17 protein-coding genes are annotated in these 22,518 nt (G+C 44.6%); 11 read left to right on the top strand and 6 right to left on the bottom strand.

The genetic code is table 11. The annotated features are described in order from the left end of the window. The first annotated feature begins 111 nt into the window (after positions 1 to 111). From ubiG to yfaE, 4 genes are all read left to right on the top strand, one after another. The gene (gene ubiG / locus ACED45_RS13115) at positions 112 to 855 is read left to right on the top strand and encodes a bifunctional 2-polyprenyl-6-hydroxyphenol methylase/3-demethylubiquinol 3-O-methyltransferase UbiG (protein WP_371714215.1); all 744 of its coding nucleotides are present in this window, start codon (positions 112 to 114) and stop codon (positions 853 to 855) included. A 508-nt stretch (positions 856 to 1,363) separates the two neighbouring features. Then, positions 1,364 to 3,646 (top strand): class 1a ribonucleoside-diphosphate reductase subunit alpha, encoded by a 2,283-nt coding sequence (gene nrdA, locus ACED45_RS13110; RefSeq protein WP_061018354.1) that lies wholly within the window; start codon positions 1,364 to 1,366, stop codon positions 3,644 to 3,646. Between the two features lie 103 nt (positions 3,647 to 3,749). Next, entirely contained in the window at positions 3,750 to 4,883 is a 1,134-nt protein-coding gene (nrdB, locus tag ACED45_RS13105) for a class Ia ribonucleoside-diphosphate reductase subunit beta (RefSeq protein WP_060982424.1), read from the top strand. Continuing rightward, the gene (gene yfaE, locus ACED45_RS13100; protein ID WP_285953950.1) at positions 4,883 to 5,161 is read left to right on the top strand and encodes a class I ribonucleotide reductase maintenance protein YfaE; all 279 of its coding nucleotides are present in this window, start codon (positions 4,883 to 4,885) and stop codon (positions 5,159 to 5,161) included. Before nrdB ends, yfaE begins: the two co-directional genes overlap by 1 nt. Before the next feature lie 187 nt (positions 5,162 to 5,348). On the opposite strand, the gene napF is transcribed toward yfaE, so the two are convergent. Together napF and ACED45_RS13090 are read right to left on the bottom strand one after the other, a co-directional pair. Then, positions 5,349 to 5,864 carry a ferredoxin-type protein NapF gene (gene napF / locus ACED45_RS13095; protein ID WP_371714214.1) on the bottom strand — a complete coding sequence of 172 codons (516 nt, stop codon included), beginning with the start codon at positions 5,862 to 5,864 and terminating at the stop codon, positions 5,349 to 5,351. Beyond that, complete coding sequence (locus tag ACED45_RS13090) at positions 5,864 to 6,430, bottom strand: TorD/DmsD family molecular chaperone (RefSeq protein ID WP_146489864.1); 567 nt, start codon at positions 6,428 to 6,430, stop codon at positions 5,864 to 5,866. The genes napF and ACED45_RS13090 overlap by 1 nt, the downstream gene beginning before the upstream one ends. Before the next feature lie 198 nt (positions 6,431 to 6,628). Between ACED45_RS13090 and ACED45_RS13085 the strand changes: the two genes are divergently transcribed. From ACED45_RS13085 to ACED45_RS13075, 3 genes are read left to right on the top strand one after another with little or no spacing between them, the layout of a single operon-like run. Next, positions 6,629 to 9,067 (top strand): DmsA/YnfE/YnfF family dimethyl sulfoxide reductase, encoded by a 2,439-nt coding sequence (locus tag ACED45_RS13085; RefSeq protein WP_371714213.1) that lies wholly within the window; start codon positions 6,629 to 6,631, stop codon positions 9,065 to 9,067. Positions 9,068 to 9,078: 11 nt separating this feature from the next. Then, the gene (locus ACED45_RS13080) at positions 9,079 to 9,699 is read left to right on the top strand and encodes a DMSO/selenate family reductase complex B subunit (protein ID WP_371714212.1); all 621 of its coding nucleotides are present in this window, start codon (positions 9,079 to 9,081) and stop codon (positions 9,697 to 9,699) included. A gap of 1 nt (position 9,700) precedes the next feature. Then, positions 9,701 to 10,546, top strand: a complete 846-nt coding sequence (locus tag ACED45_RS13075; protein ID WP_371714211.1) for a dimethyl sulfoxide reductase anchor subunit family protein — start codon at positions 9,701 to 9,703, stop codon at positions 10,544 to 10,546. 146 nt (positions 10,547 to 10,692) lie between these two features. Here ACED45_RS13075 and ACED45_RS13070 read toward each other — a convergent pair whose 3' ends face one another. After that, the gene (locus ACED45_RS13070) at positions 10,693 to 11,931 is read right to left on the bottom strand and encodes a CinA family nicotinamide mononucleotide deamidase-related protein (RefSeq protein WP_371714210.1); all 1,239 of its coding nucleotides are present in this window, start codon (positions 11,929 to 11,931) and stop codon (positions 10,693 to 10,695) included. A gap of 210 nt (positions 11,932 to 12,141) precedes the next feature. On the opposite strand from ACED45_RS13070, the gene ACED45_RS13065 reads away from it, so the two are divergent. The 4 genes from ACED45_RS13065 (at position 12,142) to ACED45_RS13050 (ending at position 16,204) form a co-directional block, all read left to right on the top strand. Then, complete coding sequence (locus ACED45_RS13065; RefSeq protein WP_017069173.1) at positions 12,142 to 13,050, top strand: DUF3943 domain-containing protein; 909 nt, start codon at positions 12,142 to 12,144, stop codon at positions 13,048 to 13,050. 267 nt (positions 13,051 to 13,317) lie between these two features. Beyond that, the gene (locus tag ACED45_RS13060) at positions 13,318 to 13,830 is read left to right on the top strand and encodes a glycine cleavage system protein R (RefSeq protein WP_050646057.1); all 513 of its coding nucleotides are present in this window, start codon (positions 13,318 to 13,320) and stop codon (positions 13,828 to 13,830) included. Positions 13,831 to 14,021: 191 nt separating this feature from the next. After that, the gene (locus tag ACED45_RS13055; protein WP_371714209.1) at positions 14,022 to 15,662 is read left to right on the top strand and encodes a DUF1566 domain-containing protein; all 1,641 of its coding nucleotides are present in this window, start codon (positions 14,022 to 14,024) and stop codon (positions 15,660 to 15,662) included. After that, the gene (locus tag ACED45_RS13050) at positions 15,662 to 16,204 is read left to right on the top strand and encodes an Lcl C-terminal domain-containing protein (RefSeq protein ID WP_102432891.1); all 543 of its coding nucleotides are present in this window, start codon (positions 15,662 to 15,664) and stop codon (positions 16,202 to 16,204) included. Before ACED45_RS13055 ends, ACED45_RS13050 begins: the two co-directional genes overlap by 1 nt. Before the next feature lie 66 nt (positions 16,205 to 16,270). On the opposite strand, the gene nspC is transcribed toward ACED45_RS13050, so the two are convergent. The 3 genes from nspC to ACED45_RS13035 form a co-directional block, all read right to left on the bottom strand. Next, complete coding sequence (gene nspC, locus ACED45_RS13045; RefSeq protein WP_371714208.1) at positions 16,271 to 17,404, bottom strand: carboxynorspermidine decarboxylase; 1,134 nt, start codon at positions 17,402 to 17,404, stop codon at positions 16,271 to 16,273. A 171-nt stretch (positions 17,405 to 17,575) separates the two neighbouring features. Then, positions 17,576 to 18,826 (bottom strand): carboxynorspermidine synthase, encoded by a 1,251-nt coding sequence (locus tag ACED45_RS13040; RefSeq protein ID WP_371714207.1) that lies wholly within the window; start codon positions 18,824 to 18,826, stop codon positions 17,576 to 17,578. A gap of 8 nt (positions 18,827 to 18,834) precedes the next feature. Then, positions 18,835 to 21,786, bottom strand: a complete 2,952-nt coding sequence (locus ACED45_RS13035) for a pyridoxal phosphate-dependent class III aminotransferase (RefSeq protein ID WP_371714206.1) — start codon at positions 21,784 to 21,786, stop codon at positions 18,835 to 18,837. Positions 21,787 to 22,518: the final 732 nt, after the last annotated feature.

Genomic DNA, 22,518 nt, shown 5'->3' with positions numbered 1-22,518 from the left:
CACCTCCGCATCATATCTTGCTGAAACATGGTCACTTTACATCCAATAAACTAGCAAAATTGTAGATCTTCTGGTCAGCGCGAAAAGGCAAGTTATAATGCCTGCAATTTCATGGATGCATTATTTAACTTGGAAATGCCGATTATGACTAAATCACAGAACGTAGACCCAGCAGAAATAAAGAAATTCGAAGACATGGCGTCACGCTGGTGGGATCTAGAAGGCGAATTTAAGCCGCTACATCAAATCAACCCACTGCGCCTAAATTACGTGTTAGAGAAGACGGAAGGCCTGTTTGGCAAGAAAGTCCTCGATGTTGGCTGCGGCGGCGGTATTCTTGCAGAAAGCATGGCGGTTGAAGGTGCGATAGTGACTGGCCTAGACATGGGTAAAGAGCCGCTAGAAGTAGCGCGCCTTCACGCATTGGAAACTGGCACCAAGCTCGATTACATCCAGAGCACTATCGAAGACCACGCAGACCAGAACCCACAGACGTACGATGTGGTAACGTGCATGGAAATGCTTGAACACGTTCCTGATCCGCAATCTGTTATCACTGCCTGTTCGAAATTGGTGAAACCGGGCGGCCACGTGTTCTTTTCTACATTGAACCGTAACTTCAAATCTTACTTGTTTGCGATTGTTGGTGCAGAGAAGCTATTGAAGATTGTTCCTGAAGGCACTCATGAACACGAGAAATTCATTCGCCCTGCTGAACTTATCAAGATGGTTGATAACACGCCGCTGCAAGAATTAGGGATTACAGGACTGCACTACAACCCTCTTACGGACACTTACCGTTTAGGCACAAATGTAGACGTAAACTACATCGTCCACACGCAAAACTTCGACTAAAAAATATCGGTAGCCCTACCGTAAAACCTTTTGTAAAAAAGACGAATGAAAAGAGTTGCAATTACCATAAGTTTGCGACTTTTTTCAGTCTAAATTTCGTGCGCTAGCTTCCATTTTGACCACCTCGATTTAAATTTAATCGCCCAAAATCCATCGCCTATTTTGGTCAAAGATCAAGGGATTTTTTTTTATGGGCGTGCAAAAATAAAGCATCATTAAAAGCCGACTTTTATACAATCAAGTGACATCTAACCTCATCAGTTAGTGGTCACTTACAGTTTTTTTTCAATCCACCACTTATCCACAAGCAACCCAATTTCTTTACCTTGAAAAATATCAGTTGTAGCACTATCTTGTAACCCAACAAACAAATGACCCCTATATGTTGTGTTTGAACTACAATATATGGGTAGACCAAGATCACAAAGCCGAAACGTAATTTACAAAAGTTACACAGAAATACACAAAAACACGGCCTTGTTCAGTTTTGTTAGGGAAATTAAGCAGAATGAACCAACAACTTACTGTTACCAAGCGTAACGGGCGCAAAGAAACGATCGATCTAGAGAAGATCCATCGCGTGATTACATGGGCAGCTGAAGGCTTGCACAATGTTTCTGTATCACAAGTAGAATTGAAAGCTCACATTCAGTTTTACGATGGCATCACCACTACTGACATTCATGAGACTATCATCAAGTCGGCAGCGGATTTAATCTCTGAAGAGACTCCTGATTACCAATATCTAGCAGCACGTCTGTCTGTATTCCACCTACGTAAAAAAGCGTACGGCGAATACGAGCCGCCTGCACTGTATGACCACGTTGCAAAACTGGTTGATATGGGTAAATACGATAGCCACCTTATGGAAGACTACACGAAAGCTGAGTTTGACGAGCTTGACGAGTACATCGACCACAAACGTGACTTAGACTTCTCTTACGCAGCGGTTAAGCAGCTCGAAGGTAAATACTTCGTGCAAAACCGTGTAACGAAAGAAATCTACGAGAGTGCTCAGTTCCTTTACATTTTAGTTGCTGCGTGTTTATTCGCTAAGTACCCGAAATCGACTCGTCTTGACTACATCAAACGTTTTTACGACGCATCGTCTACGTTTAAGATTTCTCTACCTACACCGATCATGTCTGGTGTACGTACGCCTACTCGTCAATTCAGTTCTTGTGTACTGATCGAGTGTGGTGACAGCCTTGATTCTATCAACGCAACAGCAAGCTCAATTGTTCGTTACGTATCTCAACGTGCTGGTATTGGTATCAACGCAGGTCGTATCCGTGCGCTTGGTTCTGAAATCCGTAATGGTGAAGCGTTCCACACTGGCTGTATCCCTTTCTACAAATACTTCCAAACAGCAGTAAAATGTTGTTCTCAAGGTGGTGTTCGTGGTGGCGCAGCAACAGTGTTCTACCCACTATGGCACGGTGAAGTTCAGTCTCTATTAGTACTGAAAAACAACCGCGGCGTTGAAGAGAACCGTGTTCGTCACATGGATTACGGCGTACAGCTGAACAAGCTTATGTACTCTCGTCTTGTTCAAGGTGGCAACATCAGCCTGTTCTCACCTTCTGACGTACCTGGCCTTTACGATGCGTTCTTCGAAAACCAAGACCGTTTTGAAGAGCTATACGTTAAGTACGAAAACGATCCATCAGTGAAGCGTGAAACAGTAAAAGCTGTTGAGCTGTTCTCTCTGCTAATGCAAGAGCGTGCTTCTACTGGTCGTATCTACATTCAGAACGTTGACCACTGTAATACACACAGCCCGTTTGATTCTGAAGTTGCACCTGTTCGTCAATCGAACCTATGTCTAGAAATCGCGCTTCCTACTAAGCCACTTTCTAACGTAGAAGATGACGAAGGCGAAATCGCACTATGTACACTTTCAGCGTTCAACCTTGGCGCAATCAATGAACTAGACGACTTAGCTGAGCTTTCTGAGCTGGTTGTTCGTGCTCTAGATGCACTTCTTGATTACCAAGACTACCCGCTTCCAGCAGCATACAAGTCGACAATGAACCGTCGTACTTTAGGTGTGGGTGTAATCAACTACGCATACTACCTAGCGAAGAATGGTGTTAAGTACTCTGATGGCAGCGCGAATGGCCTGACTCACCGTACTTTTGAAGCTATTCAATATCACTTGCTAAAAGCGTCTGTTGAACTAGCGAAAGAGCAAGGTCGTTGCCCATCTTTCCACGAGACCAACTACGCGAAAGGCCTACTGCCAATCGATACTTACAAAAAAGATATCGACTTAGTATGTGAAGAGCCACTGCACTACGATTGGGATACTCTACGTGAAGAGATCATGGAGCACGGTCTGCGTAACTCTACGCTAACTGCGCTGATGCCTTCTGAGACATCGTCTCAAATCTCGAATGCGACTAACGGTATCGAGCCACCACGTGGTTACGTATCAGTCAAAGCATCGAAAGACGGCATCCTTAAGCAAGTTGTTCCAGATTTCCTAAATCTTAAAGAGAACTACGAGCTACTTTGGAACATTGGTTCTAACGACGGTTACTTACACCTAGTGGGTATCATGCAAAAATTCGTTGACCAAGCTATCTCTGCAAACACTAACTATGATCCAAGTGTTTACGACAGCGGTAAAGTACCAATGAAGAAGCTGCTTCAAGACCTACTAACAGCGTACAAGTACGGTGTTAAGACGCTTTACTACCATAACACTCGTGATGGTGCTAAAGACGACCAAGGCGATGCAGTTCAAGTGCCGGAAGAAGATTGTGAAGGCGGCGGTTGTAAGATCTAAACCGCAATAAACATTAAGACCCCAGAGAAGAGTTATCTTCTCTGGGTTTAAAGCATTAACAGGGTCCGTTTTATTACGGGTCTTTAAAGGATTTGAGGCATTTATGGCTTACAGTACTTTTTCTCAGACTAAAAATGACCAACTAAAAGAACCAATGTTCTTGGGTCAGTCAGTTAACGTTGCACGTTACGACCAACAAAAATTCGAAATTTTCGAAAAGCTTATCGAGAAGCAGCTTTCTTTCTTCTGGCGCCCAGAAGAAGTAGACGTGTCGAGCGATCGTATCGACTACAACAAACTTCCTGAGCATGAAAAACACATCTTCATCTCTAACTTGAAGTATCAAACGCTTCTAGATTCTATCCAAGGTCGCAGCCCTAACGTTGCCCTACTTCCATTGGTATCTCTACCAGAAGTGGAAACTTGGATTGAGACATGGTCTTTCTCTGAAACGATTCACTCTCGCTCATACACGCACATCATCCGTAACATCGTGAACGATCCAGGTGTAGTATTTGATGACATCGTTGAAAACGAAGAGATCCTTAAGCGTGCTAAAGACATCGCTTTCTATTACGACGACCTAATCAAGCTAACGGCTGACTACCACCGCTACGGTGAAGGCAACCACAGCATCAACGGCGAAGACGTTAAGATTTCACTTCACGACCTGAAGAAGAAACTTTACCTATGTCTAATGTCGGTAAACGCGCTAGAAGCAATCCGTTTCTACGTTAGTTTTGCTTGTTCATTCGCGTTCGCTGAGCGTGAGCTAATGGAAGGTAACGCTAAAATCATCAAGCTAATCGCTCGTGATGAAGCACTTCACCTTACTGGTACTCAGCACATGATCAACTTGCTACGTAACGGTCAAGACGACTTCGCATTCATGCAAATCGCTGAAGAGTGCAAGCAAGAGTGTTTCGACCTATTTAAAGAAGCAGCAGAGCAAGAGAAAGAGTGGGCAGAATACCTATTCAAAGACGGCTCTATGATTGGCTTGAACAAAGACATTCTTTGCCAATACGTTGAGTACATTACCAATATTCGTATGCAGGCTGTTGGCCTAGGTACCGCTTACCCAGAAGCAACATCAAACCCAATTCCATGGATCAACGCTTGGTTGTCTTCAGATAACGTTCAAGTTGCTCCACAAGAAGCAGAAATCAGTTCTTACCTAGTTGGCCAAATCGACAACGAAGTAAAAGCTGACGACTTTGAAGGATTTGAGCTGTAATGCCAACAATCAAAATCAACAAGCTGATTTCAATTGAATCTAACCCTTCAAACACTCTGTTGGAAACAATGGAACAAGCGGGATTAGAACCAGAATACAACTGCCGAGATGGCCACTGTGGTGCATGCCGCTGTACGTTGGATTCTGGTGAAGTCGAGTACGTTGGTTTTGCTATGGCTTACACGCAAGGCAACGAAATCTTGCCTTGTATCTGTAAAGCAAAAACCGATTTATCGCTGAGTAATGTGATTCATCGAAGTAAACAGAAGCGCGCCTGATCCATTCGGCTCAAGTTCGCTTGGCTTTATTTAGAATGACCATTTAATCAGAGATGATAAGTATTAAAAAGGGTCCGCCTCCAGTTGGAATGCGGACCCTTTTTCTATTGGTGTCTTTAGGTATAGGAGACCAACTCACCGATAACAAAACCTGAGTCTTACTGGCGTTCACAACCAAACTAAACGTTTATTGCTGAGTCAGGTTAAGAGTCACAGAGCCAATATAACAAGCGCTTCGGCACTCTCCACAGCCGTTACACGTATCTTTGTCCAGCATAGGCAATTCTCCTACCTCGATGTATATCGCACCTGCTGAACAAGCAGTTTGGCATGCCGAGCAGTCCATTTGCATGTAGTTATTGCAGCTATCAGCAAAGCTAGGCTTGAGGTCGATATAAGGCGTGACCGTTGGATGGAGCGCGCCAGTCGGACACACTTCACTGCACTTGTTACACAGAGAACAATGGTTGTAATCCAAATTCAGCAGCGCTCTGTCCTCTAGCATCTCAATAACGCTATTCGGACATGCTTGCTCACAAAGCCCACAACCGTCGCAAAGACGCTCAAACAGCACTTCATCAACTGCTCTTGGCGGCCTGGCGTGCAAGCGCTGTGATATCTCTTCATAATTCGCGGCTGCTTTAACCGGTTTAGAAAGTCGAGTTAAGAAACCGCGTCTATTTGAATTTATTTGTTCAGACATTAGTCGATATATAACTTTTTAGTAGCAACGTTTAAATTATATTCAGATGTTAAGTACTTAAACCAACCTATTACATCAACCGATAGCTTTTTATAAAAAGATAGCTCTGATGCTTTATTTAGTTTTTCTAAATAAACAGAAGACCAAGTTAATAAGTGACCTTCAAGTAATTCACCAGCTGAATTAATATTATTATTTTCTAACAAATATGCATGAGCGAATAACATTAAACCAAATTGATCTTCCGGCTCTCTTAACCCAGTGTCTAATTCAATCTGATTCAATTCTAAAAACTGGCGATACTCTACAGTAGAAGCGCCGAACACAACACGGTCTTTATCTAGGTACACTGAACCCCAAGGTGGCGCTGGCATGTCTCCCACGCCTTCAAACAGGCGACTGAACTCTGCTGCGAGTGCATCTTCGTCTTCACTTCTCAATGCCAGCAAGCATTCTTGAGAGAGTACTTCGCTCTCAACCAAGGCTTCAACAATGGTGATTAACTGTTCTTTACTTGTCGCTTGATAAAATAGCGAACCCAACAATTTATGCGTATCGATAATCATTATTATTTATAACGTTATAGGTTTAAAGATAATTATATTAATTAATCCATTTTATTCTTTGATCCATTTTATACATTCAATTAATAAACTTTAAACTCCACACTTATTTGACGCCTATCAATCAACATTTAAATATTAAAAGACAAAAACAAAACTACCTATAAAGTGCTAGCCATCAATAGCAAAAGGCATCTTAGAATGACGAATAAAAAAGAATCTGGGGTAATGAATCTTACTCGAAGAGGCTTCATGAAAGCTTCTTCTGCGGTAGGTAGCGCAGCCGCACTCGCGGGCGGTATCGCTTTACCTTTCAAATCCAAACCAGTAGCGGCTGCGGTTGCTGAGAGTGTGGATGAGAAAATCGTATGGAGTGCATGTACTGTAAACTGTGGCTCTCGCTGCCCACTGCGTATGCATGTGCAAAACGGTGAAATCAAATACGTAGAAACCGACAACACTGGTACTGACGAATACGGTCATCACCAAGTTCGTGCTTGTCTACGTGGTCGCTCTATGCGCCGCCGTGTTTACAACCCAGATCGCCTGAAATACCCGATGAAACGTGTGGGCAAACGTGGTGAAGGTAAATTCAAACGTATTAGCTGGGAAGAAGCTTACGATGAAGTTGCTGGCACCATGCAACGCCTTATCAAAGACTATGGTAACGACACTATCTACTTAAACTACGGGACAGGTACACTTGGCGGTACAGTAACTAAGTCTTGGCCACCAGCTCAAACGCTGATTGCTCGCCTAATGAACCTAAGTGGTGGTTACCTAAACCATTACGGTGACTACTCAACAGCGCAAATCGCGAAAGGCTTGAGTTACACCTACGGTGGTTGGGCAAACAACAACTCTTTCTCTGACCTAGAGAACACCAAGCTTAACATCCAGTTTGGTAACAACCCTGCCGAGACACGCATGTCTGGCGGCGGTCTGATCCACCACTATGTAGAAAGCAAAAACAAGTCGAACGCAAGAACGATCATCATCGACCCTCGCTACACCGATACTGCCGGTGGCCGTGAAGATCAATGGATCCCAATTCGTCCTTCTACAGATGCTGCATTGGTAGCGGGTCTTGCACACGTAATGATCACTGAAGACCTTGTCGATCAACCGTTCCTAGACAAATACTGTGTCGGTTACGACGAGAAGACTCTGCCTGCATCAGCGCCTAAAAACAGCGACTACAAATCTTACATCTTAGGTTTAGGTGAAGATGGCGTAGAGAAAACACCTGAGTGGGCCTCTAAGATCACAGGTATTCCAGTTGATACTATCGTTAAGCTTGGCCGTGAAATGGGCACAGCAAAACCATGTGCAATCCACCAAGGTTGGGGCCTACAACGTACTGCGAACGGTGAACTAGCTTGTCGTGCAATCGCGATGCTGTCGCTACTCACTGGTTCTGTGGGTGTATCAGGCGGTTCAACAGGTGCTCGTGAAAGTGACATCAACATTCCGTTTGTTCGCTTCCCTACTGTGCCAAACCCAGTTGAAACGTCTATTTCAATGTTTATGTGGACAGACGCAATTTACCGTCATCATGAGATGACCGACATCACTGATGGTGTTCGCGGTGCAGAGCGCCTTAAGAACCCAATCAAGATGATCTGGAACTACGCAGGTAACTGCATCATCAACCAGCACTCAGACATCAACAAGACACACGCGATTCTTCAAGATGAAAGTGCGTGTGAAATGATTGTCGTGGTTGATAACCATATGACGTCTTCAGCAAAATACGCTGACATCATCCTGCCAGACTTAACAACGTCTGAGCAAGACGACTGGTGTATGGATGGTAAAGCATCGAACATGCCTTACTTCATCTACGCGCAGAAAGCGATTGAGCCTCAGTTTGAAGCGAAATCTATCTACGAGATGTGTACTGAGCTTGCTAAACGCATGGGCGTTGAAAAAGAGTTCACGGAGGGTCGTACTCAAGAGCAATGGATTGAGCACCTGTACGCAGAAACTCGTAAGAACGATCCAACCCTGCCAACCTTCGAAGAGATGAAAGAGCTGGGTATCTACAAACGTAGCTACGACCATCACTACATCGCTTACGAAGACTTCCGCAAAGATCCAGAAGCGAACCCACTGACCACACCAAGTGGCAAGATCGAGATCTACTCAGAGCAACTGGCTGATATAGCGAAGACTTGGAAGCTGAAAGAAGACGAAGTGATTCACCCACTTCCTATTTACGCGGATTCTTTTGAAGGCCATAACGATCCACTAGCAGAGAAGTACCCGCTTCAGCTGACCGGTTTCCACTACAAGGCTCGTACGCACTCAACTTACGGCAACGTTGCAGAAATCAAAGCAGCAGCACCACAAGAGTTGTGGATCAACCCAATCGATGCAAAAGAACGTGGTATTGAAAGCGGCGACATGGTGAGTATTTTCAACGACCGTGGCGAAGTACACATTCCAGCGAAAGTGACACCAAGGATTCTTCCTCGAGTTGTCGCACTAGGCGAAGGTGCATGGTACGCACCGGATGGTCAGAAGATCGACCATGCAGGCTCTATCAACGTGTTGACGACTCAGCGCCCGAGCCCACTTGCTAAGGGTAACCCTCAGCATACAAACCTAGTTCAAATCAAAGCGCTAAAGAAAGCATAAGGTAGGTTGGAATGAAACAATACGGCTTTTACATTGATTCAAGTAAATGCACGGGTTGTAAAACCTGTCAGCTTGCTTGTAAAGATTATAACGATCTAGACATCAAAACGAACTACCGTCGCGTATACGAATACGCAGGTGGTGGCTTCACTCAAGATGGTGATACCTGGGTTCAGAAAGATGTCTTTTCTTACTACCTGTCTATCGCTTGTAACCACTGTACTAACCCAGCGTGTGTGAAAGTGTGTCCTTCGGGCGCGATGCACAAACGTGATCAAGACGGTTTGGTTGTGGTTGATGAGAGCGTTTGTATTGGTTGTCAGCACTGCAGCAATGCGTGTCCTTACGGCGCACCACAATACAATGCTAAGAAAGGTCACATGACTAAATGCGATGGTTGTTACCAACGTGTTTCTGAAGGCAAACAGCCTATCTGTGTTGAATCTTGCCCACTTCGTGCATTGGAGTTTGGTGAAATCAATACACTTCGCGAGAAGTACGGCTCTGGTGCGGATGTGGCTCCACTGCCACCTTCAACAGAAACGCTACCAAACATCGTGATTAAGCTGAACAAAAACGCGAAGCCGACTGGCGATACCAGCGGTCACCTAGCAAACCCGAAGGAGGTGTAAGATGATTTTTCATGAGTGGTCTTTAATCTTCTTTACGGTGCTGGCGCAAACTGCAGTTGGTGGTTACTTACTTATTGGTGCTCGCGCACTGGTACTTGGTCATGACGAAGAGAAGCTAAACAGCTACAAGGTTCCAATGTTCATTCTATGGGCACTGATGGGGCTTGGCTTCATGTTCTCGACAACGCACCTTGGCTCTCCACTGCGCGCGTTTAACGCTTTTAACCAACTAGGCTCTGCTTGGCTGTCTAACGAAGTATTTTTCGGTGCGGCATTCTTCACAGTAGGTGGCCTTCAATGGTTACTGTCTGTGGTTAAGAAAGGTGGCGTAGCTATCCAGAAAGCACTGGTGGTTGGCGCGATGGTGTTGGGTGCAATCTTCATGTACGCGATGATCAACGTATACATGATCAACACAGTACCTACGTGGGACAACATCTACACACCACTGAGCTTCATCATGACGATGGTTGTGGGCGGTTTATTGCTGTCTCAATTCGTGATTGTATTTGCTAACGACAGTCGCTTTGCGGTTGACCGTAACATCACCATGCTGGCTGTGATTGCTGTTGCGATCAGCTTGCTTGTGACAGTAGGAAAACTGAACCTAATCGGTGACATCCAAACTTCAGCTGCAAAAGCGTCTGAGTTAGTCGATGGTTTAGGTAGCTATGTGATTCTTCAAGTGGCACTGCTGATGGCAAGCTTGTTGATTTGGATTCTACCTATGCTGAACAAAGCCAAAGTGAACCCAGTTAACCTTGGCTTAGCACTAGTACTGTTCTTGGCTTCAGAGTTAATCGGCCGTGGTTTGTTCTACAGTCTACATATGACAAGCGGTTTGTAATCACGCATTACGTGTAAACATCACTGCTTGTTTGGTTATCTAGAAGGCTAGATAAACAAAAGGCCCAACACCTATTTAGATGTTGGGCCTTTTTATTTCATTTTTCTAACGTTTTTAGTACAGACTTAACGAGTTCGCTTACATACTTACTTAATGATAGCTGCTGGAATAAACATGTCTTTCAATCGCTTAGCCGAAGAGTAAGTGCCAAACATCGGTTTGTTGTCTAGGTGCCTTCTCAGCATATCGGCTGCTACGGTTTTGATGATGGTACGTGCATCTTCACGCTTGTATTGACGGTAGAACTCCAGCACTTGCCCCCACTCGCCTGCTTCGCTCGATAACGCAATACTAAAAGTATTACCCTCTAACTTACCCGTTACTAAGGCTAACTCTGTGCCGCACTTTTCTCTTGTTGCACCAGCCAATGCAAACGTAGCCGCTAGTGGATCGCTCTTTTCAAGCTCACTCTCTTTTGGCTCCGCCATAACCCAAGAGTGGCCGAAGCAATCTTCAACTTGCTCATTCGATTGCAGCCAAGCCGATAGCGCACCTTTAGTTGACACTTCCGATACCGACAGCGTCTTCTTTCTCTCAGCCATAATGTGGCCGATATGATCGATCATCGGCTCATCAACACTGACAACGTTGCTCTCTAATAGCTTGTACACCATTTGCAGCAGCTTAACGCGAGTTTCTAAATCCGACTTAGGTCCAAATAGTTTCACTTCAATAAACGGCAGATAAGAGCGGTAACCCAATTCATAACCTTGAGGCAATTTCAGCTGGTCTAACACGTCTGATATGCCAGATTCGGACAAACCAAAGGTAAACAACCTGCTGCATTCAGAAACGACCACTTGAGGATAAGTACGAGCGAGGTCAGGGATAATTTCAAAGCTCACCATGCGCTTAAACTCACTGGGCACTCCCGGAGTGAAATAGAAAGTCGCATCGTTAATCTTAAGTTTGAAGCCACAAGCCGTCCCTACAGGGTTATCGACAATCTCTGAACTCGCAGGTAACAAAGCTTGTTTAAGGTTGCTGTCTGGCATTGGCATGCCACGTCCAGAGAACATCTCTTCCATACGAGCAAGCCATTCAGGGAACATGACGAGTTTCTGCTCGGAAGCAGCTGCAGCGGCGGCAGCACTCATATCATCGGTTGTCGGGCCTAAACCACCATTAACGATAACCACATCATAGTTAAAGCTCAGCATCAGCAGTTCTTCAACAAGAGCATTCATTTGATCACCCACAGTTGAGCGCTTAGCAAGCGCAAAACCATGCTGATAAAACTCAGCAGACATCCAAGCTGCGTTTGTATCTACAATGTCTCCATGAAGAACTTCTTCACCTGTGCTTAACATTGCGATTTTCGTCATATTTCTATCCCTTGTTGTCATAAAAAGACACTGCATTATTTACAAACTGGTCTATGGTTGAATTTGGAGCAATTCGCCTTTTCACTAATATTAATAATGTTAAACCTAAGGTTTTCTTAGGAAAAGCTATAAATTATTAGTTCCCTAAATCAGGCATTTAATAGATAATTGTGACCCTGATCAATTCCAAACTTTCTCATGGAGACCCTTGTGGCCAAATCACCGTTACTAGCAAAGGTTACTGCCGCATTTTCAATGCTAATGTCAGTTAACTCGGTTGCAAGCCAATACGACTTCGACCAGCCAATCAACCTTTCTTACTCGGATGAATGTGCTCAAGATTACTGTTTTAATGACAACTTGTACACCTACAAGCCTAGTACCAATTACGCACTGAGCGAATCGAGTGATGAGTACGACTTCTCAATCCAACAACCAAAACACATGTTGGTGAGTCAGGAGAAAGATTGGGATTACCTAATGGGTCAAACCTACACCATTCTTGGCTTGAGTGTCGCGACAGTGGGTCTAATGACTCTGCTCCCTGAAAGTATTACTAAGTGGGATGATGACCAACGTGATATCAGCTCATTAGGTAAAAAGTGGAAAGATAACGTTTCTGCTGGTCCAACATGGGACCGTGACGAACACTTCCTAAACTACGTAATGCACCCATATTTCGGTGGTGTTTACTACACCGCAGCTCGACACGCAGGTTACGACGAGTTTGAGTCATTCTTATACTCTTGGACTATGTCGACGTTCTTCTGGGAATACGGCGTAGAAGCGTTTGCAGAAGTACCTTCATGGCAAGATCTCTTCATCACACCTTTCTTCGGTGCGGTTGTCGGTGAAATGATGCTAGAAGCAGAGCAGGATATCATTGCTTCAGGTGGCGAAGTGATGGGCTCTCAAACCATGGGTGATGTGTCGCTATTCTTCCTTAACCCTGTTGGACACATTCACTACTGGGTAAGTGACGCATGGGGCGGTGATGCAGAAGTTAACCTGAATACTAACCCTTGGTGGGATAACCAAGACGCTGCACGTTTTGCTTACGATGCTGGCGCACCATACGACTCTCAGTTTGTTGGTATGAACTTCAAAGTAACGTTCTAATTCGTCTCTAGTACTACTCAATATAAGTTATTGAATATAAGTTGCTGAATCATCAATCACAGTGACAACTCTTCTAAAAAGCGGCTCTCTAGCCGCTTTTTTTGTGCCCTACTCTTCATTCTCTTTTTTTGCATCGAAGCTTAGTTTCAAAAATTGACCTAGGTCAAACATTGTTCGATGTAACCTTCTACACTGAAATTAAAGAACTTTATCGCGCGATATCAAACATTTAATTAGCAAATAATAATTGAAACTTTGGGGGCTGATATGAACAGTACATTTATCGTAAACTTTATCGGAAAAGCATCACCAGCAACAATCAAACAACTTGCTGCGGTTACTCACGAAAACGACGGCAAATGGCTCATCAGTAAAGTGAACTTTATTGAAGACCAAGTCGCAGGCGTACTCAAGGTTCAACTTCCAGCCATCAACGAATCGATTGTAAAAGAAGCTTTCAGCGCCAACCCGGATCTCATCGTACAGTTTGTCGATTCAGATCATACGCACAATGCTCAAGACACAATCCATCACTTAAGGCTCGACTCTAACGACCGAGCAGGTATCGTCAACGAAGTGACACATGTATTGGATAGACAAGGGATCAGCATTCTAGATATGGATTGCCACCGAGTCTTTATCGCTGGTGGTGGTGGTGTTAGTTCAAGCTTATTCACTTCAAAAATCGCCGTTAAGCTACCAATCGAAGTTCAAATCGATGATGTAGTTAATGAACTCGAAACACTCAGTGAAGACACTCGAGTAATGATTGAAAGCTAATTTAACTTACCTCCTGACGATACCTTAATCGTTGGGAGGCCACCTCATAAATAAGACCTCTCTTACATTACTTACAAAAAAAACGCATCAAAACACCCAAAACACATAGCCATAGAATATGAAATTAAGTATTTATATAATTTTTTTGATACGATAGATATCTTATATAATTTAGTAGCTTAGGTTCATACATGGAAAGAAAAAGGTCGAGCTGGCAACTCAATGTCATCTCAGCAATCCTTCTTACGACACTTTTTAGCGGTTGTAAAAGTGGTCATGAAAATAACGATAGTGGAACAACTACTACGGGAACAACTTCAAGTACGTCATCTTCCCCTATTACGCTTAGCATCCCAAATAGTGTCTCATTTTCTGAACCACAATCAGGGTCGAAAACAGAATCCATTACCGTTTCTCTTTCCGAAGCATTAGCTCAAGAACTCACCTTAACGATCTCAACTAGTGACGTGACAACTCGCTCTAATGGCACCTTCAAAAACTACGATGCTATCTCAAGCCAAAACGTCAAAATTGCGGCAGGTACAACCAGCGCAGCTCTACCACTAAACCTTGTGCACAATAATCTGTATGAGGGCAGTAAAACACTTCATTACTCTATTAGTGCTGATAACGGTGCAAATTACACTCTTTCAAACGAACGAACTGTAGTAACTATTGATGATAGCGATACTCAACCAACCGTTAGTTTTAGTAACGACTTAAGTACCGTTGTAGAAGGTGACAGCATTATTCAACAAGCTGTTTTGAGTCATTACACATCTCAAGATGTAACACTTACCCTAACTCAAACCGGTATTGCCGCGCCTGAGGACTTTACTGTTGATATATCAGAGTTAACTCTTAAATTGCCAGCAGAAACCCTATCAACAAATATCACTTTTTCTGCTCGTGATGATAGCTTCGATGAAGGTGGCGAATCGGTAATCTACACGATAGCTTCCGTTGGTAACGCGACTATCGATTCGAGTAAAAACACTCTCGCGTTCTATATTCCGGGGCAGAAAAGTTTTAATGATACTGGGTATGTCACTTATTTTGATGGAACAGACTACGACAGCGTCACTCCTCCAGTATCACATCCAAATCAAGATGCCGATTTTGGTTTAGATGTCACAAATGGAAGTGAACATTCGGATGGGGAATATGGCTTCCGCTACACCAAGCTAGATGCTCACGGGAACCCTCTAATACCTAGCTCTACTGATTGGCGCTGTGTTAAAGATGAGCATACCGGATTATATATTGAAGCAAAACAAGATCCGGTAGCACTGCCGAGTCAGTCCGCGGTCGATACCTGGGTTAAGAACCATAAAGACAACCCTGATGCCCACCCTTATCCATGGGACAGTCAATCAAGCTCATGGCGAAGCGCTTCGTACACATATACTTGGCACGACTCTGATAATACAACCAATGGTGGCTATGCCGGAGCACGCAATGATCTATTGTACAGCGCCGGCCCGATCTCTTCTCAATGTGCATACATTAACGATGGTTCAGGAAGTAACTACTGTAATACAAGTAGTTATATTAGTAGTCTGAACAGTCGCTCTATTTGCGGTATTACAGATTGGCGCTTACCTTCACCTGTTGAAGCTCGTTCATTTATCAACTTCAATGTCGGCACTGCACCAGTAGGAGCCATTGATTTCTTTCCTAATCTTGGAGACCGACTCTTCACGCACTCTAGCTCTGTTAAACAAGATGGTAGTGCTAGATGTATCGACTCTCAAAATGGAGAGCTTGAGCTTTGTAATAAAAACATCGCAGGCTCAACAGGAATTGTGGCTGTAAGTGGAGGTATTGAGTAATGAAACTAAAACTATGCTTAGGTGTAATTGCCTCTCTGTTAAGTGCAAATGCCATCGCGCAAACCTGCGTGCAAACTCAAACTCCCTCTCACCAAGACGGGCAATTTATTGACCGTAAAGATGGGACATTACTCGACGTAACGACTAATTTGCTTTGGTCAAAATGCAACCTAGGCGAAATCTACAATCAATCCAATGACACATGTGATGGTACCGCGATTAAATATCAAAATTGGCAGGATGCACTCATCGCAACTGAAGATTCGAATCTGACCACTATCGCAGGTCAGGTTGGTTTTAGGTTGCCTAATATCAAAGAGTTAAGTTCAATCGTTGACTATAGCTGTACTAGACCAGCAATCAACCTGACACACTTCCCGACTACAACCAACGAACCATATTGGACTAATACTCCTGACGCTCATAAAATCAACAGTGACTATGATGGTTTAATTATTGATTTTGAAGAAGCTTTAGAAGTCATTACAGACCCAGATGATATTCCACATCCTCTTGTTCGCTTAGTGAAAACATTTAATTAGGTTTATCACTGTACAGAACAAAAGAGCAGCTCATCGGCTGCTCTTTTGTTCTAATGCAATGTTCAGTTACTTAATCGACCATTGTGATAATGAGCGTTTGAAGTCTTCATAGCCGAATTCATTTAGCTTCTGAACTTCACCACTGCTGCGTTCGCAGTAGATTGATGGCATTTTCAGACCATTGAACCAGTTCAGTTTCACCATGGTGTAACCTGCACTATCCAATAGGTGAAGCTTTTGACCTATTTTCAGCGGCTCGTCAAAGCTTGTTTCACAAAACTGATCGCCCGCCAGACATGAACACGAACCAATCACGTAGTCATGACTTCCGTTTTCAGACGCTTCCAATACCGATGCAGGCTCGTTGTAGATAAGCGTGTCAAGGCGGTGAGCCTCGGTAGCTGAATCCACAATCGCCGTTTTCTTCACGTTCTCAACAATATCAACCACTGTCACAACTAAATCTGTCGTTTTAGTGATGATAGCTTCACCCGGCTCAAGGTATATCTGCACGCCGTGTCTTTCAGAGAAGGCTTTTAGCGCAAGACCAAGTTTCTCGATGTCGTAGCCCGGCCATGTGAAGAACACGCCGCCGCCCATGCTCACCCAATCTAACTTATCTAGGTGATCCCCAAACTGTTCTGAGATTGAATCAAGCAAACCAATAAAGGCATCGACGTCTTTGTTCTCACAGTTCATGTGGAACATCACGCCATTAATCTCATCAAAGATTTCAGGCTTGATATGGTCAGCTTGTACGCCCAAACGCGAGAATTGACGCGCAGGGTTTGCTAAGTCTTGTCCTGCGTAGCTTACGCCCGGATTTAGACGTAAACCCAGCGAGGCTTTACCTTCAACAATATGACGGTAAGCTTCGAATTGGCTTTGCGAGTTGAAGATCATCTTGTCGCAAATATCCGCAACTTCTCTCACGTCATCTTCGCTGTAACCCACACTGTAAGCGTGCGTTTCACCGCCAAAGGTTTCATGACCAAGTTTTACTTCGTACGGGCCAGAGCTTGTCGTGCCATCGAGGTAAGGCTTGATGATGTCAAACACACCCCATGTAGAGAAACACTTCAGTGCCAATACTAGCTTCACACCTGAAATCTCTTTCAGCTGCTTCGCTTTCTCTAGATTCGCAATCAACTTGTCTTCGTTGATCATGAAATAAGGCGTTTTTAGTTCGTTGTTTTGCATGTTAATACCTTGCGGCCCTCGAGTTCACGAAGGCACATGATAATCGAACAAAGCCGACGCTAATGCATCGGCTTGTAGTTATACGTTCTCGTCATTCATATGACTTTGAATTGAATTCGCAGAGCTTTGACCTTGTCGCTAGGGCAACGCAACGAGGGCAAAGAGCCAAAATTACTTCAAAGTATGGATTAGAGGTAGACCTTGCCCAGGTTCTAGCTCTTGAACGTGCCAGTCTAGACCGATTTCAGGCATGGTTGCTAGGAACGGGTCTGGGTTTAGCTGTTCCATGTTGAACACGCCTTTATCAGCCCATTCACCACGGAAGAACTGAAGTGCAGCAGTAATTGCTGGAACACCGGTTGTGTAAGAGATCGCTTGGTGTTCTACGTCTTCGTAAGCCACTTCGTGGTCTGCGTTATTGTAGATGAATACGCTGCGCTCTTTGCCATCTTTCTTACCTTGAACCCAAGTACCGATACACGTTAAACCTGTGTAACCCGGAGCCAAAGACGTTGGGTCTGGCAATAGAGCTTTAAGAACATGTAGAGGTTGAACAACAGTGCCATCGTGCAGTGTTAGCGGATCTGAGCTCAGAAGACCGATATCACGCATGCAGTTGAAGTAGTTCAGGTAAGCATCACCAAAGCCCATCCAGAATTCGATACGCTTAGCTGGGATGAATTCCTTCATTGAACGAACTTCATCGTGCGCCATTGAGTAAACTTTGTGAGAACCACAGTTCGGGAATTCAAACTCAAGCATACGAGAGTGACACGGTACTTGTTTCCACTCTTCATTTTCCCAGTAGAAAGAGTCACCTTGGATCTCAAGCATGTTGGTTTCTGGGTCAAAGTTTGTCGCAAACTTCTTGCCGTGGTCACCTGCATTCACGTCCATTACATCAATTGAGTCAATCTCATCGAACAAGTGCTTAACCGCGTACGCAGCAAAGATTGATACCACACCAGGATCGAAACCAGCGCCAAGAATACCTGTGATGCCCGCTTCTGCGAACTTCTCACGATAACCCCATTGCCAATCATAAGCTTGTGGTACTTGTTGGCCTTCAGAACATAGGTCAACCGCTACCGATGTATCTAGGTAAGAGACTTTAGTTTGGTAACACGCTTCCATGATTGCCATGTTTACCCAAGGAGGACCAGCGTTGATAACAAGATCTGGCTGAACTTCTTTAATCAAAGCAACAAGCGCATCAACATCATCAGCGTCTACTGAACGTGCTTCTAGTTTCTTAGTTGAATCTTTAAGGTTGTTTTTGCCCTTGATAGATTCGATGATTTTTTCACACTTCGCGATGGTACGAGAAGCGATTGTGATATCACCCAGTACTTCGTTATTTTGTGCTGCTTTGTGTGCAACAACCCAACCAACGCCGCCTGCACCAATTTGTAGAATAGCCATAGTTTTAATTACCCTTGTTGTTCTGCTAGCTCAATAGCTAAAGTTTGAATTTTGTTAATTAGAGATTTGAAATCTGATGTCGTTAAGCACGGATTCAAGATAGTGAATTTCAGCGCGCTTTTACCATCCACTACCGTTTCGCCAAGTACGGCAACACCACGAGTCAGCGCTTCCAATCTTAACGTTTGATTCAGTTTGTCTAAATCCATAGCACTGTTTGCTGATTGCTCATTGCTAAGCACCGAACGGAACAGCACCGTCGATAGTGAAGGCTCCGCTAATAGCTCTAAATCCGCTTGATTTTGAATCAGGTCGGCAACTTGAAGCGTCTGCTCTAGGAGATGATCGTACATATCACCCAGCTGCTTTGGCCCAACGCTTTGCATCGTCATGAAGACTTTCAATGCATCGAAACGCTTGGTGGTCGCAATAGACTTATCGACTAGATTTGGCAGCTCATCGTGCTCGCGATTCAAGTAGTCTGCGTGATGCAGTAGGTACTTAAAGTTCGCTTTGTCTTTCAGCAGCACAGCACCACAGCTGATTGTTTGGAAGAACAACTTGTGGAAGTCAACGCTGACAGAGTCCGCTTTCTCGATGCCTTTCAGACGAGCTTTATGGCTACTTAAGATAAGCGCGCCGCCGTAAGCGCTGTCGACATGGAACCAAAGGCCTTGTTGGTTTGCGATGTCTGCAATCGCATCAAGGTCGTCGATAGCACCATGATCGGTTGTACCCGCCGTACCAACTACAGCAAAAGGAATCAACCCTTGGGCTTTAAGCGCTTTTACTTCTGCGTCTAAGTAATCCGGTTTGATGGTGCCGTTTGCGTTGGTCTCAACACAGCACACCGCGCTCTCGCCTAAACCGAGCAATGAAGCGGATTTTTGAACCGTGAAGTGAGATTTATCTGAACACAAGATGCGAAGCTTCCTCGCGTAATCCGGTAAACCCAGCTTTTGGATAGAGTGACCATCGTGCTTATCCGCAACCCAGTCTCTCGCTAGCAATAAGCCCATTAGGTTACTTTGCGTGCCACCACTAGTGAAAACACCGTCCGCTTGTTCACCTAGTTGGTACTTGTCACACATCCAATCAACCACGCGCTGCTCAACATAAGTCGCAGCAGATGCTTGGTCCCATGAATCCATAGATTGATTCAGAGCCGCGATAATTGATTCCGCTGCTACTGATGCCATTAGAGGAGGCGTATGAAGGTGTGCGATACAGTCAGGGTGCTGCACAAAGATAGAGTTTGCTGCAACTAGGTCAGCGGTGCTATCTATAACGTCAACCAAAGCGTGTTGGTTGTTGTCTAGGTCGACAGCCTTGATAGAAGCCTCTAGCACTTTTGGTTCTAGACCTGAGTATGGAGTTTCAACCTGCTCAAAAACCGCTTTCATTGCCTGAGTGGTTTGGTTCATCACGTTAGCGAATTCGTCGCTACCGCCTAGGCCTGTGTGAATGAAGTGCTTGCTCCACTCTTGATTTGCTTGCTTATCTGAAGCTGGGTCTTGTTGTAAACCACCGCCCGCTGCGATGATGGCTTCTTCCATCACTCGCAGGGCAAAGTCTATCTGTTCGAAAGAGATAATCATTGGTGGCAGGAAGCGAATCACAGATCCATCACGACCGCCCTTCTCGACCATCAAACCACGCTCTAATGCCGCGCGTTGAATAGCTAGGGTCAGGTCACCGTCTGATTTCGGCTCACCAAATTTATTGAGTTCACCGTTTGGTTGCTTGATCTCGGCGCCAAGCATTAAACCTTTACCACGAACTTCAGCAATACAGTTAACGCGAGATTGAATCTTCTCTAACCCATGACGTAGGTATTGGCCTGCAATGTTCGCGTGCTCCACCAAACCATCTCGCTCGATGATTTCCAGTGCTTTAGCACCAGACACCATTGCTAACTGGTTACCACGGAATGTACCGGTATGTTCACCCGCTTTCCAAGTATCGATGCTCTTGTCGAATACAAGCAGCGACATAGGCAGTCCGCCACCGATCGCTTTAGACAAACATAAGATATCAGGGTTAACGCCTGACTCTTCAAACGCGAATCGATGTCCTGTTTTGCCGACACCACACTGAATTTCATCAAAAATCAGTAGTATACCGTGCTCATCACAAATGCGACGTAAACCTTGTAGCCAAGATGCCGGAGCTGGAATTACACCACCCTCACCTTGCACGGGCTCAACGATCATCGCAGCTGGTTTCATGATGCCGGATTCATCGTCATTCAACATACGCTCGATGTAACGAATGCTCGCGTTGGCACCCGCTTCACCACCAATGCCAAACGGGCAACGGAGGTTGTATGGGAAAGGCATGAAATGTACGTCAGACATCAAGCCGCTACGACGCTCTTTAGTGCCAAGGTTACCCATCATGCCCATGGTGCCGTTCGTCATGCCATGGTAAGCACCACGGAAAGCAAACATGGTGTTACGACCTGTTGTTTGCTTGGCTAGCTTGATAGCCGCTTCCACAGCGTCAGCACCAGATGGGCCACAGAATTGCAGAACCGAGTTATTTGAAAAGTCTTGAGGAAGAAAAGCTTTAACTCGCTTGATAAACGTCTCTTTTGCTTGAGTCGTAATATCAAGAGTTTGGTATGGCAAACCAGAATCGAGCTGGTCTTTCAGTGCTTGATTAATCTCAGGGTGGTTGTAACCCAAAGAAAGTGTACCGGCACCGGCTAAGCAATCGAGAAAGAGTTGGCCACGAGTATCTTCAACTAAAGCGCCACATGCTCGCTTAATAGCAATAGGAAGACGTCTTGGGTAAGAACGTACATCCGACTCATGCTGTTCTTGCTCAAGCAAAATAGCGTCAGGTGTTAGGTCGTAAGTTCCCTCGACGATAGGAACCATAGTTGAAAATGAATTTGCGATAGTATTGATATCGACTTCAAAGGCGGTAGTCATAAAAGTCCCCTTGAATGTGTTCATACTCACCTCCATCAGACGCAACTATCCACCAACCCTCTTTAAATTTGGAGAGAGTTCATAGTTAAGTACGCGTATTGTCTAGAAATGAGATATAGCTGTACGCTCGCATAAGTCAAATGACAAATACGAAATTAAGCCGTCTTAAGACAGCGATAAGTTGTTATCGTGAGCTCAAGGTTCAGTAATGCTACTGTTTTGAAGAATTGGACATTTTTGCAGGATCGGGCAGCTATGAGGAGCTGGTCCCTTTGGAAATGCAGAGCTGATTAGCAATGTTGTAATTAGTGTGTTCAATGTTGGGTTTCCCATTAACATGGCGAACTGCGCCATAAGTATCCCGTCTATCAGCTAAAGGACTAGCCAATACCTACCCTACGTAATGTCCCAATCAGCAAGAATGGTCACTACGCGTATCCCCCAGAAGCAATCGTTGCTCTTCTTGAACATTGTTCATTCCGAGATTGCGCGGAAAAGTAACATAAAGTGAAATGAACGATCAATAGTTTTTAATAATAGCTTGATAAATAGCAGTGGTGGCTAAGCAATTGCTGTAAATATCGTCAACACTATCGTTTAAGAAAGAGCTCCCCTGTTCATTCGTTCCTCGAGCCCAAGGCTGACGAGGCAGGTATACAGGCGGCGTTAGTGATAGCTTCGAGGCTGTGGCATCTTTTCGTCATATATGGACCCACCCAGTTTGCAAGTAATTTTACACGTTTGGTAATAGAGTCA

Source organism: Vibrio crassostreae (assembly GCF_041439375.1).
Taxonomy (GTDB): domain Bacteria; phylum Pseudomonadota; class Gammaproteobacteria; order Enterobacterales; family Vibrionaceae; genus Vibrio; species Vibrio crassostreae_D.
This window is presented reverse-complemented; position numbering and strand designations above follow the sequence as displayed.